The 17,580-nt window shown below is 64.6% G+C and carries 15 protein-coding genes; 10 read left to right on the forward strand and 5 right to left on the reverse strand.

The features are described 5' to 3' along the window. Positions 1 to 31 precede the first annotated feature (31 nt). A complete protein-coding gene (locus IT549_RS03465; RefSeq protein ID WP_292969984.1) occupies positions 32 to 1,435 on the reverse strand; it encodes a methyl-accepting chemotaxis protein in 1,404 nt (467 codons plus the stop codon). 177 nt (positions 1,436 to 1,612) lie between these two features. Here IT549_RS03465 and IT549_RS03470 point away from each other — a divergent pair, with 177 nt between their 5' ends. From IT549_RS03470 to IT549_RS03515, 10 genes are all read left to right on the forward strand, one after another. Then, positions 1,613 to 3,958 carry an Hpt domain-containing protein gene (locus IT549_RS03470; protein WP_292969986.1) on the forward strand — a complete coding sequence of 782 codons (2,346 nt, stop codon included), beginning with the start codon at positions 1,613 to 1,615 and terminating at the stop codon, positions 3,956 to 3,958. Beyond that, a complete protein-coding gene (locus tag IT549_RS03475; protein WP_292969988.1) occupies positions 3,955 to 4,389 on the forward strand; it encodes a chemotaxis protein CheW in 435 nt (144 codons plus the stop codon). Before IT549_RS03470 ends, IT549_RS03475 begins: the two co-directional genes overlap by 4 nt. Positions 4,390 to 4,391: 2 nt before the next feature. Beyond that, the gene (locus IT549_RS03480; RefSeq protein WP_292969990.1) at positions 4,392 to 4,811 is read left to right on the forward strand and encodes a response regulator; all 420 of its coding nucleotides are present in this window, start codon (positions 4,392 to 4,394) and stop codon (positions 4,809 to 4,811) included. A gap of 8 nt (positions 4,812 to 4,819) precedes the next feature. Then, complete coding sequence (gene cheB, locus IT549_RS03485; protein WP_292969992.1) at positions 4,820 to 5,908, forward strand: chemotaxis-specific protein-glutamate methyltransferase CheB; 1,089 nt, start codon at positions 4,820 to 4,822, stop codon at positions 5,906 to 5,908. Next, on the forward strand, positions 5,908 to 6,762 hold the full coding sequence (locus IT549_RS03490; protein ID WP_292969994.1) for a protein-glutamate O-methyltransferase CheR: 855 nt from the start codon (positions 5,908 to 5,910) through the stop codon (positions 6,760 to 6,762). Before cheB ends, IT549_RS03490 begins: the two co-directional genes overlap by 1 nt. Positions 6,763 to 6,869: 107 nt before the next feature. Beyond that, positions 6,870 to 8,390, forward strand: coding sequence for a bifunctional diguanylate cyclase/phosphodiesterase (locus tag IT549_RS03495; RefSeq protein ID WP_292969996.1), 1,521 nt, complete (start codon positions 6,870 to 6,872; stop codon positions 8,388 to 8,390). Positions 8,391 to 8,410: 20 nt separating this feature from the next. Next, positions 8,411 to 9,679, forward strand: a complete 1,269-nt coding sequence (locus IT549_RS03500) for a methyl-accepting chemotaxis protein (protein WP_292969998.1) — start codon at positions 8,411 to 8,413, stop codon at positions 9,677 to 9,679. A 52-nt stretch (positions 9,680 to 9,731) separates the two neighbouring features. Continuing rightward, entirely contained in the window at positions 9,732 to 10,430 is a 699-nt protein-coding gene (locus IT549_RS03505; RefSeq protein WP_292970000.1) for a PepSY domain-containing protein, read from the forward strand. Positions 10,431 to 10,480: 50 nt separating this feature from the next. Then, on the forward strand, positions 10,481 to 11,803 hold the full coding sequence (locus IT549_RS03510; RefSeq protein WP_292970002.1) for an amidase family protein: 1,323 nt from the start codon (positions 10,481 to 10,483) through the stop codon (positions 11,801 to 11,803). Beyond that, positions 11,796 to 12,413, forward strand: coding sequence for a trimeric intracellular cation channel family protein (locus IT549_RS03515; protein WP_292970004.1), 618 nt, complete (start codon positions 11,796 to 11,798; stop codon positions 12,411 to 12,413). The genes IT549_RS03510 and IT549_RS03515 overlap by 8 nt, the downstream gene beginning before the upstream one ends. Here IT549_RS03515 and IT549_RS03520 read toward each other — a convergent pair. The 4 genes from IT549_RS03520 to IT549_RS03535 all read right to left on the reverse strand — a co-directional run bounded on the left by IT549_RS03520 (position 12,410) and on the right by IT549_RS03535 (position 17,551). Then, complete coding sequence (locus IT549_RS03520) at positions 12,410 to 13,633, reverse strand: FAD-dependent oxidoreductase (RefSeq protein ID WP_292970006.1); 1,224 nt, start codon at positions 13,631 to 13,633, stop codon at positions 12,410 to 12,412. The genes IT549_RS03515 and IT549_RS03520 overlap by 4 nt on opposite strands. Positions 13,634 to 13,726: 93 nt before the next feature. Beyond that, positions 13,727 to 14,524, reverse strand: a complete 798-nt coding sequence (locus IT549_RS03525; protein ID WP_292970008.1) for a crotonase/enoyl-CoA hydratase family protein — start codon at positions 14,522 to 14,524, stop codon at positions 13,727 to 13,729. Next, a complete protein-coding gene (locus IT549_RS03530) occupies positions 14,517 to 16,151 on the reverse strand; it encodes an AMP-binding protein (RefSeq protein ID WP_292970010.1) in 1,635 nt (544 codons plus the stop codon). Before IT549_RS03530 ends, IT549_RS03525 begins: the two co-directional genes overlap by 8 nt. Continuing rightward, on the reverse strand, positions 16,148 to 17,551 hold the full coding sequence (locus IT549_RS03535; RefSeq protein WP_292970012.1) for an aldehyde dehydrogenase family protein: 1,404 nt from the start codon (positions 17,549 to 17,551) through the stop codon (positions 16,148 to 16,150). Before IT549_RS03535 ends, IT549_RS03530 begins: the two co-directional genes overlap by 4 nt. Between the last annotated feature and the right edge of the window lie 29 nt (positions 17,552 to 17,580).

Below are 17,580 nucleotides of genomic sequence, written 5' to 3' on the forward strand. Positions count from 1 at the left end.
CGCGCTGGCGCCCATTGCAGGCGTCCGGCGATCACCCCTTGATCTGGTAGGCCACTTCCAGATCGCCCCAGCGGCGGCCCTGAATGGTCACCGGGGTATAGACGTTGCGCACCACCACATAGTTGGTGCCATCGCCTTCCTGGCGATAGACCGTCATGAAGAACGGTGCCTGGCTGGCCTTGGCCAGCTTGTCGGTATCGTCCAGCAGGATCCGGCCATTGCGGCAATATTTGGTATCGTGCGCCAGATCGCCGATGGGCACGCGTGAATGTTCGGTTACGTGGGTCGGCAGGAAGCCGTTCATGTCGGCAGCCGAACACATCACGATCCGGTGATGGCTGGTCCGGATCCGGTCGAACAGCGGGCGCCAGTTGGCATCGGCCCAGTCGCTCAGCGAGGTACGAAAGCGTTCGGGGTTCGATCCCGGCACCAGGCGGTACTGGGTGTCGAACAGCGCATCGAGGCGGATTTCGTCAGCCTCGATCGCGGCCTCGGTCAGGGTCACCAGCTCGTCTCGGAAGCCCAGGGCAAGCTCGACGATTTCGGTATCGTTGGGCGAAACCCCGGCCGAAATCACCGCATTGAACAGCTGGCTGGAGGTCCGTTCCATCGCCAGCACGCTTTCGCGGGTCACTTCGAGCATGGTCGAATTGTCGCGGACCGAGGAGACCACCCGGTCCACCGCATCGCGCACCTGCATGCCCTTGGCATGGACCGCAGACGAGCTTTGCGCCACCCGGTCACTGGTTTCATCGAGCATGATCACCAGCTGGGTCGCTTCCTGCAACACTGACGTAACGGTGCCAAGCTGCTGCTCGGCCCGGCTTGACTGATCGACCCCGGACTGGATCTCGCTGACCAGGCCCGAGGCTTCGATCGCCAGCTTGCCCACGGCCTGCTGGATTTCGTCCACTGCGGCGCTGGTGTTCTGGGCCAGCTTTTTCACTTCGGCGGCGACCACGGCAAAGGTCTTGCCGGCCTCGCCCGCGCGGGCAGCCTCGATCGTGGCGTTGAGCGCCAGCATATTGGTGGTGCGGGTGATCGCTTCGATCCCCTTGGTCACGTGCTGGACCTGTTCCATCACGGTTGCGAAATTGGTGACGTGCGCGCCCAGCCGCGAGATCAGGTCGATGGTCGAATGGAATTCCTGCACGGCCGAGGCAACACGCTGGCTGCCCTTGTCGAGCCGGTCGCAGGCCTGCGCTGACAGGGTCTTCGCCTCATCGGCGGATTCGGCGATCGAACGCTGGTCGTGTTCGAGCGAGCCGACAACATCGTCAAGTTCGGCAAGTTCGCTGATCTGGCCGGCCATGTGCCTGGTGGCGCGCTCGATCTGGCCAGCGGCCTCGGTGCAGCCCACCGCCAGGTCGCCGCAATCGCTGGCGACCGACTGATCGAGCAAAGGGGTCTCTGAAGCGATCTTCTCGACGTACATGGCCAACCCTTTTCCTAGTCTGCCCGCGGCAATACCCGACAATGGTTAAGACAAAGTCAACCATGACCGGGCGCGGCCAAGCGCGGTTCCTGCTCCATCCCGAGCTGAATTTTTGGGCTGTGCCCCTAACTCATGGTTAACGAATTCCCTTCATAAGCGCGGCAGGAGCTGATGCCGATGGATGAGTTCATCGCCGAATTCGTGAATGAATCCCGCGAGATGCTTGATGCACTCGAACGGGAGCTGGTCGCGTGGGAACGCGAACCGGGCGATCAGGCACGTCTGGATGTGATCTTCCGCTTCTTTCACACGGTAAAGGGCAACTGCGGATTCTTCGACCTGCCCCGGCTGGAAGCGCTGGCCCATGCGGCCGAAGACGCACTGGCCGGCGTGCGCAGCGGCAAGCGGACGATCGACGCCCGGCTGGTTGACGCGGTGCTCGCGGTGGTGGACCGGATCGGCGAGATGGTCGATGCGATCGATTCCGGTACGGAAGTTTCGCAAGGCAATGACGATCAACTGATCGCGGCGCTTTCGGGTAAGGAAATCGAACCGGTCGCAGTCGCCGCGCCGGTTGCCGCACCCAGCGAAGATCCGGCCTCATCCGGCCCGGCCCGCCAGGGTGAATCGCTGCGCACCGTGCGCCTGCCGACCAATCTGGTCGATCGCTTCATGAGCGGCATTTCCGACATGATCCTGGTGCGCAACGAATTGCAGCGCCAGATCGCCTCGCTGGGCCATCATGCCGGGATCGAGGCCAGCTTCAACCGGCTTTCGACCATCCTGGCCGATACCCAGGCGATCATGACCCGGGTGCGGATGCAGCCGATTTCCAACCTGTTTTCCAGCTATCAGCGCATGGTTCGCGATCTGGCCGCCGATCTTGGCAAGCAGGTGGCGATTGAAATCGAAAGCGGCGAAGTTGAACTTGACCGCGAAATGATCGAACTGCTGCGCGATCCGCTGCTGCACATCGTGCGCAACGCGGTCGATCACGGGCTTGAGACCTTGGACGAACGCCGCGCGGCCGGCAAGCCGGGTACCGGACAGGTGCGGCTGAGCGCCCGCCAGACCGGGAACGTCATCCGTATCGCGATCAGCGACGATGGTCGCGGGATTGATCTGGACCGGCTGGTCGAAAAGGCGATCGCCCGCGGGCTGCTGACCCGCGAACAGGCCAGCCAGCTGACCCCGGCCCAGCGCGCCATGCTGGTCTGCGAACCCGGCCTCACCACCGCCAGCGAAGTGACCAAGATATCCGGGCGCGGTGTGGGCATGGATGTCGTGCGCGACAGCATCGAACGGATCGGCGGCAAGCTGCGGGTCGATACCACCGCGGGCATGGGCTGCGCGGTGATCCTCGATGTGCCGCTGACGCTCAGCATCGTCCCCTCGCTGACCGTCCAGGTCGGCGAACAGACCTTCTCGCTGCCGCGCTCCTATGTCAGTGAAATCGTGACCGGCGGTGACGGTGTCGAAGCCGAGCGGATCGGCGGGGTTCGCCACATCACCCTGCGCGACGGTCTGCACCCGTGCCTCAGCCTTGATCAGGTCCTGGGCATCGCCGGGCACAAGGCGCCGCTCCAGCAGGTGCTGGTGATGGTCAAGATGATCGACGGTTCGGTCTTTGCGCTGGCGGTTGATGCAATTGTTGACAGCGGCGATCTGGTGGTGCGCCCGGTTGCGCCGGCAATCACCGCCACCGGGCTCTATGTCGGAGTGGTTCAGCTCAGCGACGGCAGCCCGGCGCTGATGCTCGATGTCGCCGGGATCGGCCGTCAATCGGGCCTGCTATCCGAGGGCCAGGGCCGGTTGCGCCTCGATAGCGAGGCCGAAACCCGGTTTGATCAGGCCGAATTGCTGGTCCCGGTCGTGGCTTTCGCGGCCCGCGACGGCAGCCGCAAGGCGGTGGCGATGGAAGCGGTCGAGCGGATCGCCGAAGTTGGCCAGGCCGCAGTCGGTTTTGCCGGATCGGCGGCGCATGTCGTGCTGGATGGCGAAATCATTCCGCTGCTGGGGCTCGAGGACACCCTGCCCGAAGACGCATTGCTCGACATCCTGGTCATCTCCGATGATGCCTGCCGCCTGGCCTATGCCACGGCAGGCGATGTCGGCGCCGAAGATCTTGATCCCGCCACGATCACCTTCCAGTCCGGCCACCGGCTGGGTCTGCTTGGCGACCAGCCGGTCGAACTGCTTGAATTCGGGCGGTTCGGGGCGATCGACGATTTGCCCGTACCAGGCACCGATGGTCCGACCTGCCGGCTGCCGCAGGATGACCCATGGGCGCGCGATTTTCTGCGGCCGATGGTCGAGGCGGCGGGCTATGCCGTCATTGAAGACAATCGCACCCACGTCGATCTTGAGGTCCGTTTCGACCACGATGCACCTGCCGGTGCGGCCCGGGCCGAACAGGTGCTGCTGATCGGCGATGGACACACCAGCGACAGCGCGATCGCCCGCGAGGATCTAGCCGGTCTTTCGCAAGCGCTGCGCGCCATGACCGCCAGGAGCGCACGATGACCCAGTCCGTCCTGGTCGCCCGGGTTGCCGGTGAACGGATCGCCATCCCAGCCCAGTTGGTCCAGTCGGTGATCCGGCTGGGTGAAGTGGTGTCGGTACCGCGTGCACCGGGCCATATCGCCGGCCTCACCACGCTGCGCAGTCAATCGCTGACCGTGATCGATTCCGCACTTGCGCTTGAACTCGAACCCCAGGGTGACGGTCATGAACTGGCGCTGGTCACCACAATCGACGGCTGCGGCTATGCGATTGCGATCGATGCGGTTGAAAACGTCGTCGATGCCATGGGCGAACCGGAAGCACTGTCGCTCAAACTCGCTCCCGGATGGAAGCGATGCGCGGTGGGCAAATTGGAAACTTCTGTCGGGGTAATGTTGTTGATCGATCTGGAACGGCTGATCGCCGGGCCAGAGCAGCAGAAAGCAGCTTGAGCATGAATGCAGCAGTCAAATCTTCGGAATTCGGCGATGCACAGCCCGTCGCCGGGGCCAAGTCATGCCTGATCGTTGAGGATTCGCGCGTGATCCGCAAGATCACCCGCCACATCGTCGAAGGTCTGGGCATGTCCGTTTCTGAAGCCGAGGATGGCCAGCAGGGCCTGACGGCCTGCGATGCCGCGATGCCTGATCTGATCCTGCTCGACTGGAACATGCCGGTGATGAACGGGATCGAATTCATCAAGGCGTTGCGCGCGCGCCCCGATGGCGCCGCGCCCAAGGTGGTGTTCTGCACCACCGAATATGACGCCGATCACATTCGTGAGGCAATTGCCGCCGGAGCCAACGAATATGTCATGAAGCCGTTCGACCATGAAACGCTGCAGCTCAAGCTGCAACTGATCGGCATGGTGTGAGACCGGCAATGGCAACCAATCCCATAAGCAGTGATGCGGCCCCCGCTTCGGGCGGCGGCATCCGCGTCTTCATCGTTGACGATTCCAGTCTGGTTCGTGCGGTCTTCTCGCGCCTGATCGAGGCTGAGCCCGGGCTGGAACTGGCCGGTGTGGCCACCACGGCCGAAGACGCGATCAGCCAGCTGGGCTCGCTCCACGTCCATGTTATCCTGCTCGATCTCGAAATGCCGGGAATGGGCGGGATGCAGGCCCTGCCCCAGATCACCCGCCTGGCCGGTTCGGCCAAGGTCCTGGTGGTCTCCTCGCTGACCGAGGAGGGCGCGGTCCATTCGATCCAGGCCCTGGCCGCCGGAGCAGCCGATACCCTGCTGAAGCCCGAGCCGGGCGGGTTCGACCAGGCCTATCGCGAACGACTGGTCGCCCGGATCCGGGCACTGGGCCGCCGTCCGCTGCGCCGCGCTGAAGGCGATCCCAAGCCAGCCGCACCGGCAGTGGCAATCCGTCCGAGCCCGGCCGGGTTCCGCGCCCGGATCGTGGCCATTGGCGCCTCGACCGGCGGGGTGCAGGCCACCGGCATGGTGCTGGCGCAGCTGCCCGCCGAACTGGGCGTGCCGATCCTGATTACCCAGCATCTGCCGCCGATGTTCACCGATGCCTATGCCGGGCAATTGCAGGAGATTTCCGGGCGCAAGGTGCTGGTGGCGCGCGATGGCATGCCTTTGGTCGCCGATCAGATCTTCCTGGCTCCTGGCGATGCGCACCTGTGCCTCAAGGACGGCAAGCCGCAACCGGGCATCAAGCTTGACCGCAAGGTTTCATCCTCGGGCTATGTCCCGTCGGTTGACCGGATGTTTGAATCGCTCGCCAAGGTCTACCGCGATGGCGCGATGGGTGTGGTGCTGACTGGCATGGGCCGCGACGGGACCGAAGGCGCGCAGGCGCTGATCGATGCCGGCAGTGCGGTCGTGGTGCAGAACGAGGTCAGTTCGGTGGTCTGGGGCATGCCGGGTTCGATCGCCAAGGCGGGACTGGCCAGCGCCGTGCTGCACCCGCGCGACATTGCGACGCGAATCGCGCTCTGCGCAAAGGCCGATTGATGGAGCGAAACCTTCATCAGCAATTCATTCCCATTATAGCCAGGCTGTTCAAACAGCGGACCGGCCAGGTCCTCAACGACGACCGCATCTGGCGCATCGATCGCGCCATCGAAACCGTGGTGCGCCAGCGCGGCCTGGGCCACAGCGCCGACCTGATGACACTTTTGACCGAACCCGACGCGGCCTCGGTCGAACAGGATCTGGTCGAAGCCCTGCTCAACAACGAAACCTACTTCTTCCGTGACCGACCGGCGCTGGAAAAGATCGCCAATCAGTTTCTGCCGCAGCTGGCCCAGGCCAAGTCGGCCACCCGCCAGCTCACCATCTGGTCGGCCGGCTGCTCGACTGGTCAGGAAGCGCTCAGCCTGGCGATCCTGCTGCACGAACACGCCGCACAGTGGCATGGCTGGACGATCCGGATCGTCGCGACCGATGTGTCGCAGAACGCGATCGCAACTGCCCGGCGCGGGGTCTATACCAAGTTCGAGATCCAGCGCGGGCTTGGCGTCGGGCAGATGCTCGAACATTTCACCGAAACGCCCGACGGCTGGAAGGCAAGCGATGCCCTGCACCGCTCAATCCGGTTCAGCGTGCAAAACCTGCTCGAAGGTCCGCCTGCCGGTGAAAAATTCGATCTGGTACTGTGCCGCAACCTGTTGCTGTACTTTGATGACGCGACAAAGCGTGTCGCTTTTCAGCACCTTGCCGCCGGAATGGCACCGCATGCGCTGCTTTTGCTGGGTGGCGGCGAAACAGTACTCGACCCTTCACTGGGCTTTGCTTCGACCGCCAGTGACTGTTCGCTATATCGGCTGAATTCGGGAAATCACTGGACCAAATCAGCAGCCGCCTGAATTCAAACGACTATTTGCCAATATTCACGGTTACTTGATATTAACTGCGATGGATTAGCCCATCTGCGGGGAGTATCGGGATGGACCTAGGCCTTTCAACACGCGGAATGTCGATCAAGTCGGTAGCAGCCATCGTGCTGGGGCTGCCGGCCGCGATCCTGACCGCGATCTGGACCATCGACCAGTTCCACCCCTTCGGCCTGAGGGTCGGCAATGTTGCCTACCTGATCGGGCTGATGGTCTATCTTTTGGCCTGCTTCTGGCTGGTCAAGGCCGGGCAGCGCCACATGGCCCAACTCGAAAAGCTCGCCCAGACCGACAGCCTGTGCGGTCTGCCCAACCGGCGCGGCCTGCACCGCGATGTCAGAGCCTGCGCCTGTGCCGATGAAGAAATCGCCTTGGCCATGTTCAATCTCGATGGCTTCAAGACGGTCAATGACTTCTATGGCCATTCGGTGGGAGACCGGGTGATCAAGGAAATCGCCGCGATCATGCGCGAGCTGTGCGGCAGCGATGGCCAGGCCTACCGCCTTGGCGGCGATGAATTCGCGATTGTGATGTGCGGCCCGCTGGCCGGCAACATCATCGAAGGAACCTGCCGTCGGCTGCTGGTCCGCCTGGCCGAACCGATCATGGTCGATGACCGCTCGATCGTGCTGGGGGCCAGCATCGGCATGGCTCGCGGCAAGATTGACGAAGGCAAGGGAACCTCGGACCTGCTGCGCCAGGCCGATATCGCAATGAATGCCTCCAAATCACGCGGCAAGATGCGTCTGACCTGGTTCAGCCCGGAATTCGAGCAGAACCGCGAACTGCAAAAGACCATCGATGCCGACCTGCGGACGGCGCTGAGCGAAGGCCATCTGGCGCTGCATTATCAGCCGCTGATCGATTCAACCAATGGCCAGGTCATCGCTGTCGAAGCCCTGATCCGCTGGGAACGGCCCGACGGGATGCGGATCGGTCCCGACAAGTTCATCCCCGTGGCCGAGGAAACCGGACTGATCGACGCAATCGGCGCCTGGGTTCTGCGTCAGGCCTGCACCGATGCCTGCAGTTGGGACGATATCAAGCTGTCGGTCAATGTCTCGGTGGTCCAGCTGCGCAACCCGCAGTTTCCGTTGCTGGTTGGCCAGATCCTTGAAGAAACCGGCTTCCCGGCCGCGCGCCTGGAAATCGAGGTCACCGAGACCTTCCTGGTCGGCGATACCACGGTGGCTGGCCGCAACCTTGAAATGCTGCGCGATTTTGGCGTGGGCATCGTGCTGGATGACTATGGCACCGGCTATGCCTCGATCGGCTTCCTGCGGCGCTTCCGCTTCGAAAAACTCAAGCTCGACCGCTCGCTGATCGTCGAAGCCGAAACCGACTTTTCCAGCCGCACTGTCATGACCTCCAGCGTAACCATGGCCAAGGCATTGGGCATGCAGGTGACCGCCGAAGGGATCGAAACCGAATCGCATGCCACGCTGGCGCGGGTCGCCGGGTGCGATCAGATGCAGGGCTGGCTCTATTCCAAGGCCATTCCGGCCGATGAAATCGCCAATCAGATCGATGCCCGGGCCGACGTCGCAGGCGGCACGGACAAAGCCGCCAAGCGCCCGCGGCGCAAGAAGGCCAACGGTTGAAATCCAGGGGGATTAGACCAGTGAACAAGACACCTGCTTCGCTCAAATGGTTTGTCGACCAACCGGTTGCCGGCAAACTGCGCGTGCTGACCCTGATGTCCACCCTGACCATGCTGGCGGTCAGTCTGGTCAGCGCGATCACGCTGGTGCTGTTCGATGCGCCCTGGGCGGTGATTGCCCTCCCGTTGGGTGTCGCGGCGCTATGCATTGCCTATTCGCTGTTTGTCGGCCGGTTCATTGTCGATCACATCATCAAGCCGTTCGAAGACCTGACCGAGGATATCGGCAAGATTGCCGACGGGATCTTCGAGCTCGACATTCGCCATGCCGAGCGCGGCGACGAAATGGGCGAGATGGCGCGCTCGCTTGAAAAGGCCAAGAAGGGTGCCTTCCTGCTCAAGGACCTGCGCGATCAGGCCGCCGAGCAGCAACAGGAACATGCCCGCCAGTTGCTGGAACTGGCTGCCCGCTTCGAAGGGCAGGTTGGCCAGGTTGTCAACGGCGTTGCCGCGGCATCCTCACAGCTTGAATCGACCGCGACCTCGATGGCCGAAACTGCCGAGCAATCGTCGAACCAGAGCGAGAATGTCTCGAGCTCGATGTCGGAAGCCGCTGCCGGTGTCACCGCCGCGGCTGCCGCCAGCGATGAATTCGCGCTGTCGATCAACGAAATCAGCCGTCAGGCCACCGGTTCGGCCAGCGTTGCCCGCAAGGCTGCCGAAGCAACCAACGAGGCCGACAGCGCGATGGCCGCGCTGGCCACTTCGGCTGAAGAGATCGGCCAGATCGTCGAACTGATTTCCTCGATCGCCCAGCGCACCAATCTGCTGGCGCTCAATGCCTCGATCGAAGCCGCGCGCGGCGGCGAGGCGGGACGCGGGTTCGCGGTGGTTGCCGCCGAAGTCAAGGAACTGGCCGCGCAGACCGGCAAGGCGACCGAGCGCGTGGCGGTGCAGATCAACAAGATCCAGGCCAACACCAGCACCACGATCGATGCACTGGGCGCGGTTGCCAAGCAGATCAACGAGCTGGAAGGCACCTCGATCGCGATTGCTGCGGCAGTCGATCAGCAATCGGCCGCCGGGCACGAACTGGCCCGCAGCATCGACATGGCCGCGCGCAGCACCGAACTGGTCTCCAGCTCGGTCCTGCAGGTCCGCGATGCCTCGCTGGCGACCGGCGCGGCGGCGGCGCAGGTGCTGCATTCGTCAAGCGACCTCAAGAGCCAGGCCGCAGCGCTGCGCAACGAAGTGGCCGATTTCCTCACCCACGTCCGCAAGGCCGCCTGACGGGCAAATTCAATCTGGCCACGGCCGCTGCACGGGTGCAAGGGATGCGCCCATGCAAACCGCACCTGTCCCGCGCAAGAAATTCATGCAACGCCTGGCCCGCTGGCACATCTGGCTGGGCTGGGCCGCTGCCATTCCGCTGGTGCTGTGGACGCTCAGCGGACTGTTCATGGTGCTGCGCCCGATCGAGCAGGTGCGCGGTGAGGACCTGCGCCGCCAACCTGCACCATTTGCGCCGCAAGTGCTGGTCCCGCCCCAGCTAAGTACACCGACCACGCGGCTGGCGCTGGTGCAGGAAGGGCCGCGCGCGGTCTGGGTGACGACCGGTGCCGACAAACGCCAGGCGCGCTATTCGGCCGACAGCGGGGCAGCGCTGGGGCCGGTTGAGGTGATGGAAGCCCGTCAGCTGGCCGAAGCCGCCTATGCCGGCCCGGCTGCGCTGAGCGGGATCCGCCGGTTCACCGCCGACCAGGCCCCGCTGGACCTGCGCAGGCCCCGACCAAGCTGGCAGGCCAGCTTTGCCGATGGCACCCATCTCTACATCGATGCCGATACCGGCGAGGTGCTGGCGCTGCGCACTGGCTGGTGGCGCGCTTTTGATTTCATGTGGGGCCTGCACATCATGGATCCCGTGGGGCGTGAAGATACCAGCCACTGGCTGCTCTGGCTGTTCGGCACCGCCGCCCTGGTCACCAGCCTGTTCGGCACAACCCTGCTGTTCCGACGGCGGCGCACCGCGAAAAGGGTGTGACGCTGCCCGCGTTCAAGGCTAGCCTGCTCCAAGCGAGGCAGGAGTGACCCATGTACCCCAAGTTGACCCAGGAACCCGGCGCGATCGCGCTCGCGGCCCAGATCGCGCGCGGCGAGCTTTCCCCGCTTGAGGCCGTCGATGCCGCGATCGCGCGGATCGAGGCGCTTGACGGGGCGATCAACGCGGTGGTGGTCCGCGATTTCGATCGCGCCCGCGATGCCGCCAGGGCGCTTGACGGCCAGCGTCCAGGCCAGGGCCAGCCGCTGTTCGGGCTGCCGATGACGATCAAGGAAAGCTTCAACATTGCCGGGCTGCCGACCAGCTGGGGGCTGGCGGAACACAAGGGCTACATCGCCTGCGAGGATGCGGTGGTGGTCAAGCGCCTGAAGCGCGCCGGAGCGATCTTCTTGGGCAAGACCAATGTCCCGCCATTCCTGTCCGACTGGCAGTGCGACAATCCCAACTATGGCCGGACCAACAATCCGCACGATGCCGCCCGCTCGCCCGGCGGTTCCTCGGGCGGCGCGGCGGCGGCGCTGGCCAGCGGCATGGTGCCGGCCGAATATGGCAGCGACATCGGCGGATCGATCCGGATCCCGGCGCACTTTTCGGGCGTGTGGGGGCACAAGACCACCTGGGGCGCGGTCAGCGGCGATGGACAGAACTTCCCCGAAACCGATGGCCACGAGATCGCGCTGGGCGTGGTCGGCCCGCTCGCCCGCAATGGCGCTGATCTGGCCCTGCTGCTCGACCTGACGCTCGACCTGCCGCTGCCCCGGCACGACAAGCCGATCGACCAGTGCCGCTTCCTATACCTTGGCGATCATCCGCTCTGCGCGGTCGAGGGTGCGGTGCGGGATCCGATCGAGGCGGCGATTGTGGCGATCGGCGCCGCCGGCGGCACAATCAAGCAGGACCCGGCCGCCCTGCCCGACCTGGTCCGCGCGCACGGCGATTACATGCGGATGCTGGGAATCGCGATGGCGATGGGCGCGCCCGGTCCCGATGGCAAGCTGGCCAGCGCGGCGGACTGGTTCGCGCTGCTCGACGCGCAGACCCGGCTGCAGCGGCATTGGGCAGCGCTGTTCGAGCATTACGATTTCGTCCTGGCTGCACCCGCCGCGATCCCCGCCTTTGCCCATGATCTGACCTCGATGCAGCAACGCCGCTTCCCGCTGGAACACGGCACCGCCGGGGCCGAGGCGGTGCTGGCCTATGCCGGCCTGGCCACCTTCCCGGCGCTGCCTTCCACGGTGCTGCCGGTGGGTGCGGCAGGGCATTTGCCGGTGGGCATGCAGGTGATAGGTCCGCGCTTTGCCGATCGCGATTGCGTCGCCATGGCCACCCGGATCGGCCAGCTGCTGCATGGCTGACCTGCCGCAAATCCCGGCGGTGCTGGACCTGGCCGGCACGGCAGTCTTCGCGCTGACCGGCGCGCTGCTGGCTGCGAAACTGCGGCAGACCTTTGTGACGATGAGCTTCTTTGCACTGATCACCGGGGTCGGTGGCGGTTCGGTGCGCGACCTTTTGATCGGCGCCCCGGTGTTCTGGGTGCGCGATCCGTGGGTGGCGCCGGTCTGCCTTGGGGTGGCGCTGATTGCCTGGTTCACCCCGCACCGCTGGTGGGAAGGCAAGCTGCTTGACTGGGCCGATGCGCTGGGGTTGGCCGCCTATGCCGTGCTGGGCACCGCCAAGGCGTTGGCCTTTGCGATCGCGCCGGTTCCCGCGGTGCTGATGGGCGTGATCACCGGCTGCGTTGGCGGAGTGATCCGCGATGTGCTGGCCGGGCGTCCCTCGATCATCATGCGCCCCGAAATCTATGTCACCGCTGCCGCGCTCGCCTCGGTGCTCTGCGCGCTGGGCACCGGGCTGGGCTGGCCGCGCGAGATTGCCTGGACCGGCGCGGCGCTGGCCGGGTTCGTGTTGCGCGGGTATGCGATCAGCCGGGGACTGGGCCTGCCGAGCTACAGCAAGGCGGATTAGATCCGGTCCAGCTCCTTCAGCGGGCGGCTGGTGTCGGCCAGATCCTCGGGCGCGATCTTCGCCCCTTCCTCAACCAGCTTGCGCGCCTGGACATAGTCCTTGACCGAGTTGACCGCGTCGCAGGCGATGATCCGGCCGCCGCGCAGATAGATCACCGCAAAGCTGCGGCTGGCCGGATCGCCGCGCAGCACGCTGGCATCGTGCCCGGCGCTGAGCCCGACGGTCTGCAGCTTGAGGTCATACTGGTTCGACCAGAACCACGGCGTTGCGCCATAGGGTTGCGGATCGCCGGTGATTGCCTTGGCGACGGAGCTGGCCATGTCATTGGCGTTCTGGACGCTTTCCAGCCGGATCACCGCGCCATCGGCAAACTTGCTGGCATGGGCCGCGCAATCGCCGATCGCCCAGACATGCGGCAGCACCGTGCGGCAATACTGATCGACATCGACCCCGTTGCCGCCCGCCGCCCCGGCCGCGATCAGCGGGCCGACCGCCGGGATGATGCCGATGCCGACGATCACCATCTGGCATTCGATCACACTGTCATCGCTCAGCCGCACGCCGCGCACCCGGTCAGTGCCCTCGATCGCCACCACCCCGGTGCCGGTCCGCAGATCGACCCCGTGCGCGCGGTGTTCGCTCTCATAGAATTCCGAAAGCTGCGGCCCGGCGACCCGTGCCAGCACGCGCGGCAGCACTTCCAGCAGGGTCACCTCCTTGCCCAGCTTGCGCAGCACCGCCGCCGCCTCAAGCCCGATATAGCCGCCACCGACGATCGCCACACGCTCGACCCCGGCCAGCTCGGCCAGGATCGCATCGGCATCGGCACGGGTGCGCACGGCGTGGACGCCTTGCAGCTCGGCCCCCGGGCAGCTCAGCGGACGCGGATCACCGCCCGCCGCCCAGATCAGCTCGCCAAAGCCGACTGTGCGGCCATCGGCCAGTGTCACCACACGGCCAGCGGCATCCACGCTTGAAACCTCGGCGTTCAGCACCAGTTCGATCTGCTTGTCGCCCCAGAAGCTGGCCGGACGGATCAGCAGCCGATCCCATTCCTTGTCCCCCAGCATGTATTCCTTGGACAGCGGCGGGCGTTCATAAGGTGGCTCGCTTTCACGGCCGATCAGGGCAATCGTCCCTTCGAAACCCTGCTGACGCAGCTGGATCGCGGCATAGGCCCCGCCCTGCCCGGCACCGACAATCAAGACATCATATTGCATCGATCCGCCCTCGCTTTGTCTCGATCCCATAGCGTTGGAGGCAAAGCGCGCAAGGGTGTTGCGACCAGGCCGCCGCAAGGCCGCGACAAGCGCTCAGTCGTTGAGCACCTTGGCGGCGGTCTTGTTCATGAAGGCGGCCAGGCGTTCCTTCGAAGCCGGCTGGGTGTTGGTGATCCCGGCGATGAAGGCTTCGGCGTAATAGGCATCGCCAGAGGCCATGTTGCCGATATGGGCAATGCCCGAGGTGATCGCGAAGTTCGACAGCGGCGGGTTCTGCGCCGCCTTGCGGGCAATTTCCAGCGCCTTGTCCAGGCTGGGCCCCTGGGTCAGGTACTGGCACAGCCCCACCGCCACGGCTTCTTCGCCCGAATAGACCCGGCCGGTCAGCATCATGTCGATCATCCGCGCCTCGCCCACCAGCCGGGCCACGCGCACGGTCGCGCCGCCGCCGGTGAAGATCCCGCGCTGGCCTTCGGGCAAGGCGAAATAGGTGGTCGGATCGGCAACCCGGATGTGGAAGGCACTGGCCAATTCCAGCCCGCCGCCCACCACTGCCCCATTGAGCGCACCCACCACCGGCTTGCCGCAATGCTGGATCGCATCGAAGGCGGCATGCCAGCGCCGGCAGATGTACATGAAATCGGTGGCCGAGCGTTCTTCGAGGTGATGCTCGATCAGGTCGAGCCCGGCGCAGAACACCGAACCTTCGGCCCGGACCACCACTGCATGCACCGCATCGCTGCGGCGGATCCATTCGAACAGATCGACAATCTCCTCGATGAAGGCCGCCGATAGCGCGTTTCGCTTGTCTGCGCGGTCAAGCGTAACCACCAGCACGTCGCCGTCCTGCACGGCCTTCATGAACTGCGATGGCGGCGCCGCGTCAGTCATCGGCCAGTCCCAGTTCGATCTCCATCATCTTGCGCATTTCGAACTTCTGCGCCTTGCCGGTGACAGTCATCGCGAACTGATCGACCACCTTGATATAGCGCGGGACCTTGTAGTGCGCGATCTGCCCCTTGCAGTGCGCCAGAATATCCTCGGGAAGCAGGTCATACCCGGCCTTGGGGATCACCCAGGTGCAGACTTCCTCGCCATATTTCTCGTCCGACACGCCGAAAACCTGGGCATCGGTGATGTAGGGATGGGTCAGCAGGAATTCCTCGATCTCACGCGGATAGATGTTCTCACCGCCGCGGATGATCATGTCCTTGATGCGCCCGGTGATGCGGACATAGCCATTGGCGTCCATCGTCGCGAGGTCGCCCGAATGCATCCAGCCTTCGGCATCGATTGCCTCGGCGGTCTTTTCGGGATCGTCCCAATAGCCCAGCATCACCGCATAGCCGCGCGAACAGTATTCGCCCTGCTCGCCGATCGGCAGCGTCGAACCGTCAAGCCCGACGATCTTGGCCTCGGCATGGGGGTGGACCCGCCCGACCGTGCCGACGCGTTCGGCCAGCGGATCGTCGGTGGCGGTCTGGGTGGTCAGCGGGCTGGTTTCGGTCATCCCGTAACCGATCGTCACTTCGTGCATGTTGAGCTGGTCGATCACGCTGCGCATCGTGGAAATCGGGCACGGCGATCCGGCCATGATCCCGGTGCGCAGTGTCGAAACGTCGAAGCTGTCCAGATCGGGCTGGCTGAGCACCGTGATGAACATGGTCGGCACGCCATAGAGCGCAGTGCAGCCCTCGGCCTGCACCGCCTCCAGCGCGGCCCGGGGATCGAAGGCTTCGCCCGGATAGACCATCGCCGCCCCGCTGGTCAGCGCCGCCAGATTGCCCAGCACCATGCCGAAACAGTGGTAGAGCGGAACCGGGATGCAGATCCGGTCATCCGGAGTCAGCTTGATCGTGCGGGCGGTGAAGTAGCCATTGTTGAGGATGTTGCGATGGGTCAGCGTCGCGCCCTTGGGGAACCCGGTGGTGCCGCTGGTGAACTGGATGTTGATCGCATCGTTGCGATCGAGCGTCCTGGCGATCGCCTCAAGCCGTGCGGCTTCGCTTTGCCGCCGCAGATCGGCCCACGGCATGAAGCCTTCGTGGCGGGCATCCCCCAGCGAAACCATCAGCCGCACAAACGGCAGCTTGTTCGGGCCAAGTTCGCGCAGCATGCCGATATAGTCGCTGGTCTTGAAGCTGGGCGCGGTGACCAGCACCGTGCAGCCAACCTTGTTGAGCGCGTATTCGACCTCGCTGACCCGGTAGGCCGGGTTGATCGTAACCAGCACTGCACCGATCTTGGCGGTGGCGAACTGGACCACCGCCCATTCGGCGCAGTTGGGTGCCCAGATCCCGACCCGGTCGCCCTTGGCCACGCCTTCATGCAGCAACCCGGTAGCGATCCGGTCAACCTCGGCGTTGAGTTCGGCCCAGGTCCAGCGGATCGACTGGTGGCGCGAAACCAGCGCCAGGCGATCGGGCCAGGCGCTGGCGGCGCGTTCCAGCGCTTCGCCGATGGTCTCCTCGAGCAGTGGCGGCTGTGTGACGCCCTTGGCGTAGCTGAGCTGGCTCATCGTGCTTCGTTGATCACCTGGATCTGGGTGAATTCATAAAGCCCTTCCTCGGCGAATTCGACCCCGATGCCCGATTGCTTGGCCCCGCCGAACGGGATGTTCGGACCGAAATCAAGGTGCTTGTTGATCCAGACGGTGCCCGAATCGATCTCGCAGGCCAGTTCGTAAGCCTTGTCGCGATCGTTCGACCAGACCGAGCCGCCCAGCCCCCAGGGGCTGGCATTGGCGCGTTCCAGGGCCTCTTCGGTATCGCTGAACTTGATCACCGGCAGGATCGGGCCGAACTGTTCCTCATCGACGATCTTGGTCCCGTCGGTCACGTCGCGCACGATGGTCGGGCGGATGAAGTAGCCGGGCCGATCCTCAACCTGCCCGCCGGCAATGATGTTGCCGTTGGCGCGGGCATCTTCGAGGAAGCCCTTGACCTTTTCGTACTGCATCTTGTTCTGCAGCGGGCCGATCTGGGCGCCCTGCTTCAGCCCGTCATCGACCACCGCGGCATCGGCCAGCCTGGCCAGTTCGTCGCACAGTTCGTCATAGATCGATTCGTGGGCATAGACCCGCTTGATCGCCAGGCAGACCTGCCCGGCGTTCATCGTCGCCCCGCCGAAGATCCCCGGCGCGACCACCTTGGGATCGACATCGGGCAGTACGATCGCGGCATCGTTGCCGCCCAGTTCCAGCGTGATCCGCTTGATCGAGCTGGCGGCGCTGGCCATCACCTTCTTGCCGGTCTCGGTCGATCCGGTGAAGCTGATCTTGGCGACATCGGGATGGGTGGTCAGCACGCCGCCCAGATCATTCTGGTCGGTGACGATGTTGACCACGCCGGCTGGGAAGATCTCGTTGATCAGCTCGCCCAGCCGAAGGGTGGTGAGCGGGGTGGTTGGTGCCGGTTTGATGACAATGGTGTTACCCGCAAGCAGCGCCACGGGGGCCTTGAAGGCCACGATCAGTACCGGGAAATTCCACGGGATGATGCACCCGACAACGCCCAGCGGCTTGCGCCGCATTTCGACCCGGCGGGTCTCGTTGTCCTCGATCAGCTTGTTCTCAAGGTCGAGCGAGGCGAGGTAACGCAGGAACGCCGCAGTATAGGCGATTTCCGCAGTCGATTCCGCCAGCGGCTTGCCCTGTTCCTGGGTCAGCAGCCGTCCGAATTCATCCACCCGCGCCTCAACCGCGTCGGCCAGCTTCATGACCATCGCGCGGCGATCTGCCATCGGCACCTTGCGCCAGGTCTTGAACGCCGCCTTGGCCGCCGCCACCGCTTCGTTGAGCTGGCGTTCCGAACCGCGCGGGCACACCGCCAGCACTTCTTCGGTAGCCGGGTTGATCACATCCATCGCGGCATCGCCATCGACCAGCTGGCCGCCGATCAGCAACTTGTAGTCCGACATCATTCCTCTCCTTCGGTCGGCTGCCCCGA

This window comes from Novosphingobium sp. (genome assembly GCF_020852455.1).
GTDB lineage: Bacteria > Pseudomonadota > Alphaproteobacteria > Sphingomonadales > Sphingomonadaceae > Novosphingobium.

What these genes read in the sequence shown, in the direction of transcription:
- IT549_RS03525 (WP_292970008.1), bottom strand. Translation starts at nt 14,524, where the DNA reads ATGACTGACGCGGCGCCGCCATCGCAGTTCATGAAGGCCGTGCAGGAC.
- IT549_RS03510 (WP_292970002.1), top strand. Translation starts at nt 10,481, where the DNA reads ATGTACCCCAAGTTGACCCAGGAACCCGGCGCGATCGCGCTCGCGGCC.
- IT549_RS03520 (WP_292970006.1), bottom strand. Translation starts at nt 13,633, where the DNA reads ATGCAATATGATGTCTTGATTGTCGGTGCCGGGCAGGGCGGGGCCTAT.
- cheB (WP_292969992.1), top strand. Translation starts at nt 4,820, where the DNA reads ATGGCAACCAATCCCATAAGCAGTGATGCGGCCCCCGCTTCGGGCGGC.
- IT549_RS03505 (WP_292970000.1), top strand. Translation starts at nt 9,732, where the DNA reads ATGCAAACCGCACCTGTCCCGCGCAAGAAATTCATGCAACGCCTGGCC.
- IT549_RS03465 (WP_292969984.1), bottom strand. Translation starts at nt 1,435, where the DNA reads ATGTACGTCGAGAAGATCGCTTCAGAGACCCCTTTGCTCGATCAGTCG.
- IT549_RS03530 (WP_292970010.1), bottom strand. Translation starts at nt 16,151, where the DNA reads ATGAGCCAGCTCAGCTACGCCAAGGGCGTCACACAGCCGCCACTGCTC.
- IT549_RS03480 (WP_292969990.1), top strand. Translation starts at nt 4,392, where the DNA reads ATGAATGCAGCAGTCAAATCTTCGGAATTCGGCGATGCACAGCCCGTC.
- IT549_RS03475 (WP_292969988.1), top strand. Translation starts at nt 3,955, where the DNA reads ATGACCCAGTCCGTCCTGGTCGCCCGGGTTGCCGGTGAACGGATCGCC.
- IT549_RS03490 (WP_292969994.1), top strand. Translation starts at nt 5,908, where the DNA reads ATGGAGCGAAACCTTCATCAGCAATTCATTCCCATTATAGCCAGGCTG.
- IT549_RS03495 (WP_292969996.1), top strand. Translation starts at nt 6,870, where the DNA reads ATGTCGATCAAGTCGGTAGCAGCCATCGTGCTGGGGCTGCCGGCCGCG.
- IT549_RS03535 (WP_292970012.1), bottom strand. Translation starts at nt 17,551, where the DNA reads ATGTCGGACTACAAGTTGCTGATCGGCGGCCAGCTGGTCGATGGCGAT.
- IT549_RS03515 (WP_292970004.1), top strand. Translation starts at nt 11,796, where the DNA reads ATGGCTGACCTGCCGCAAATCCCGGCGGTGCTGGACCTGGCCGGCACG.
- IT549_RS03470 (WP_292969986.1), top strand. Translation starts at nt 1,613, where the DNA reads ATGGATGAGTTCATCGCCGAATTCGTGAATGAATCCCGCGAGATGCTT.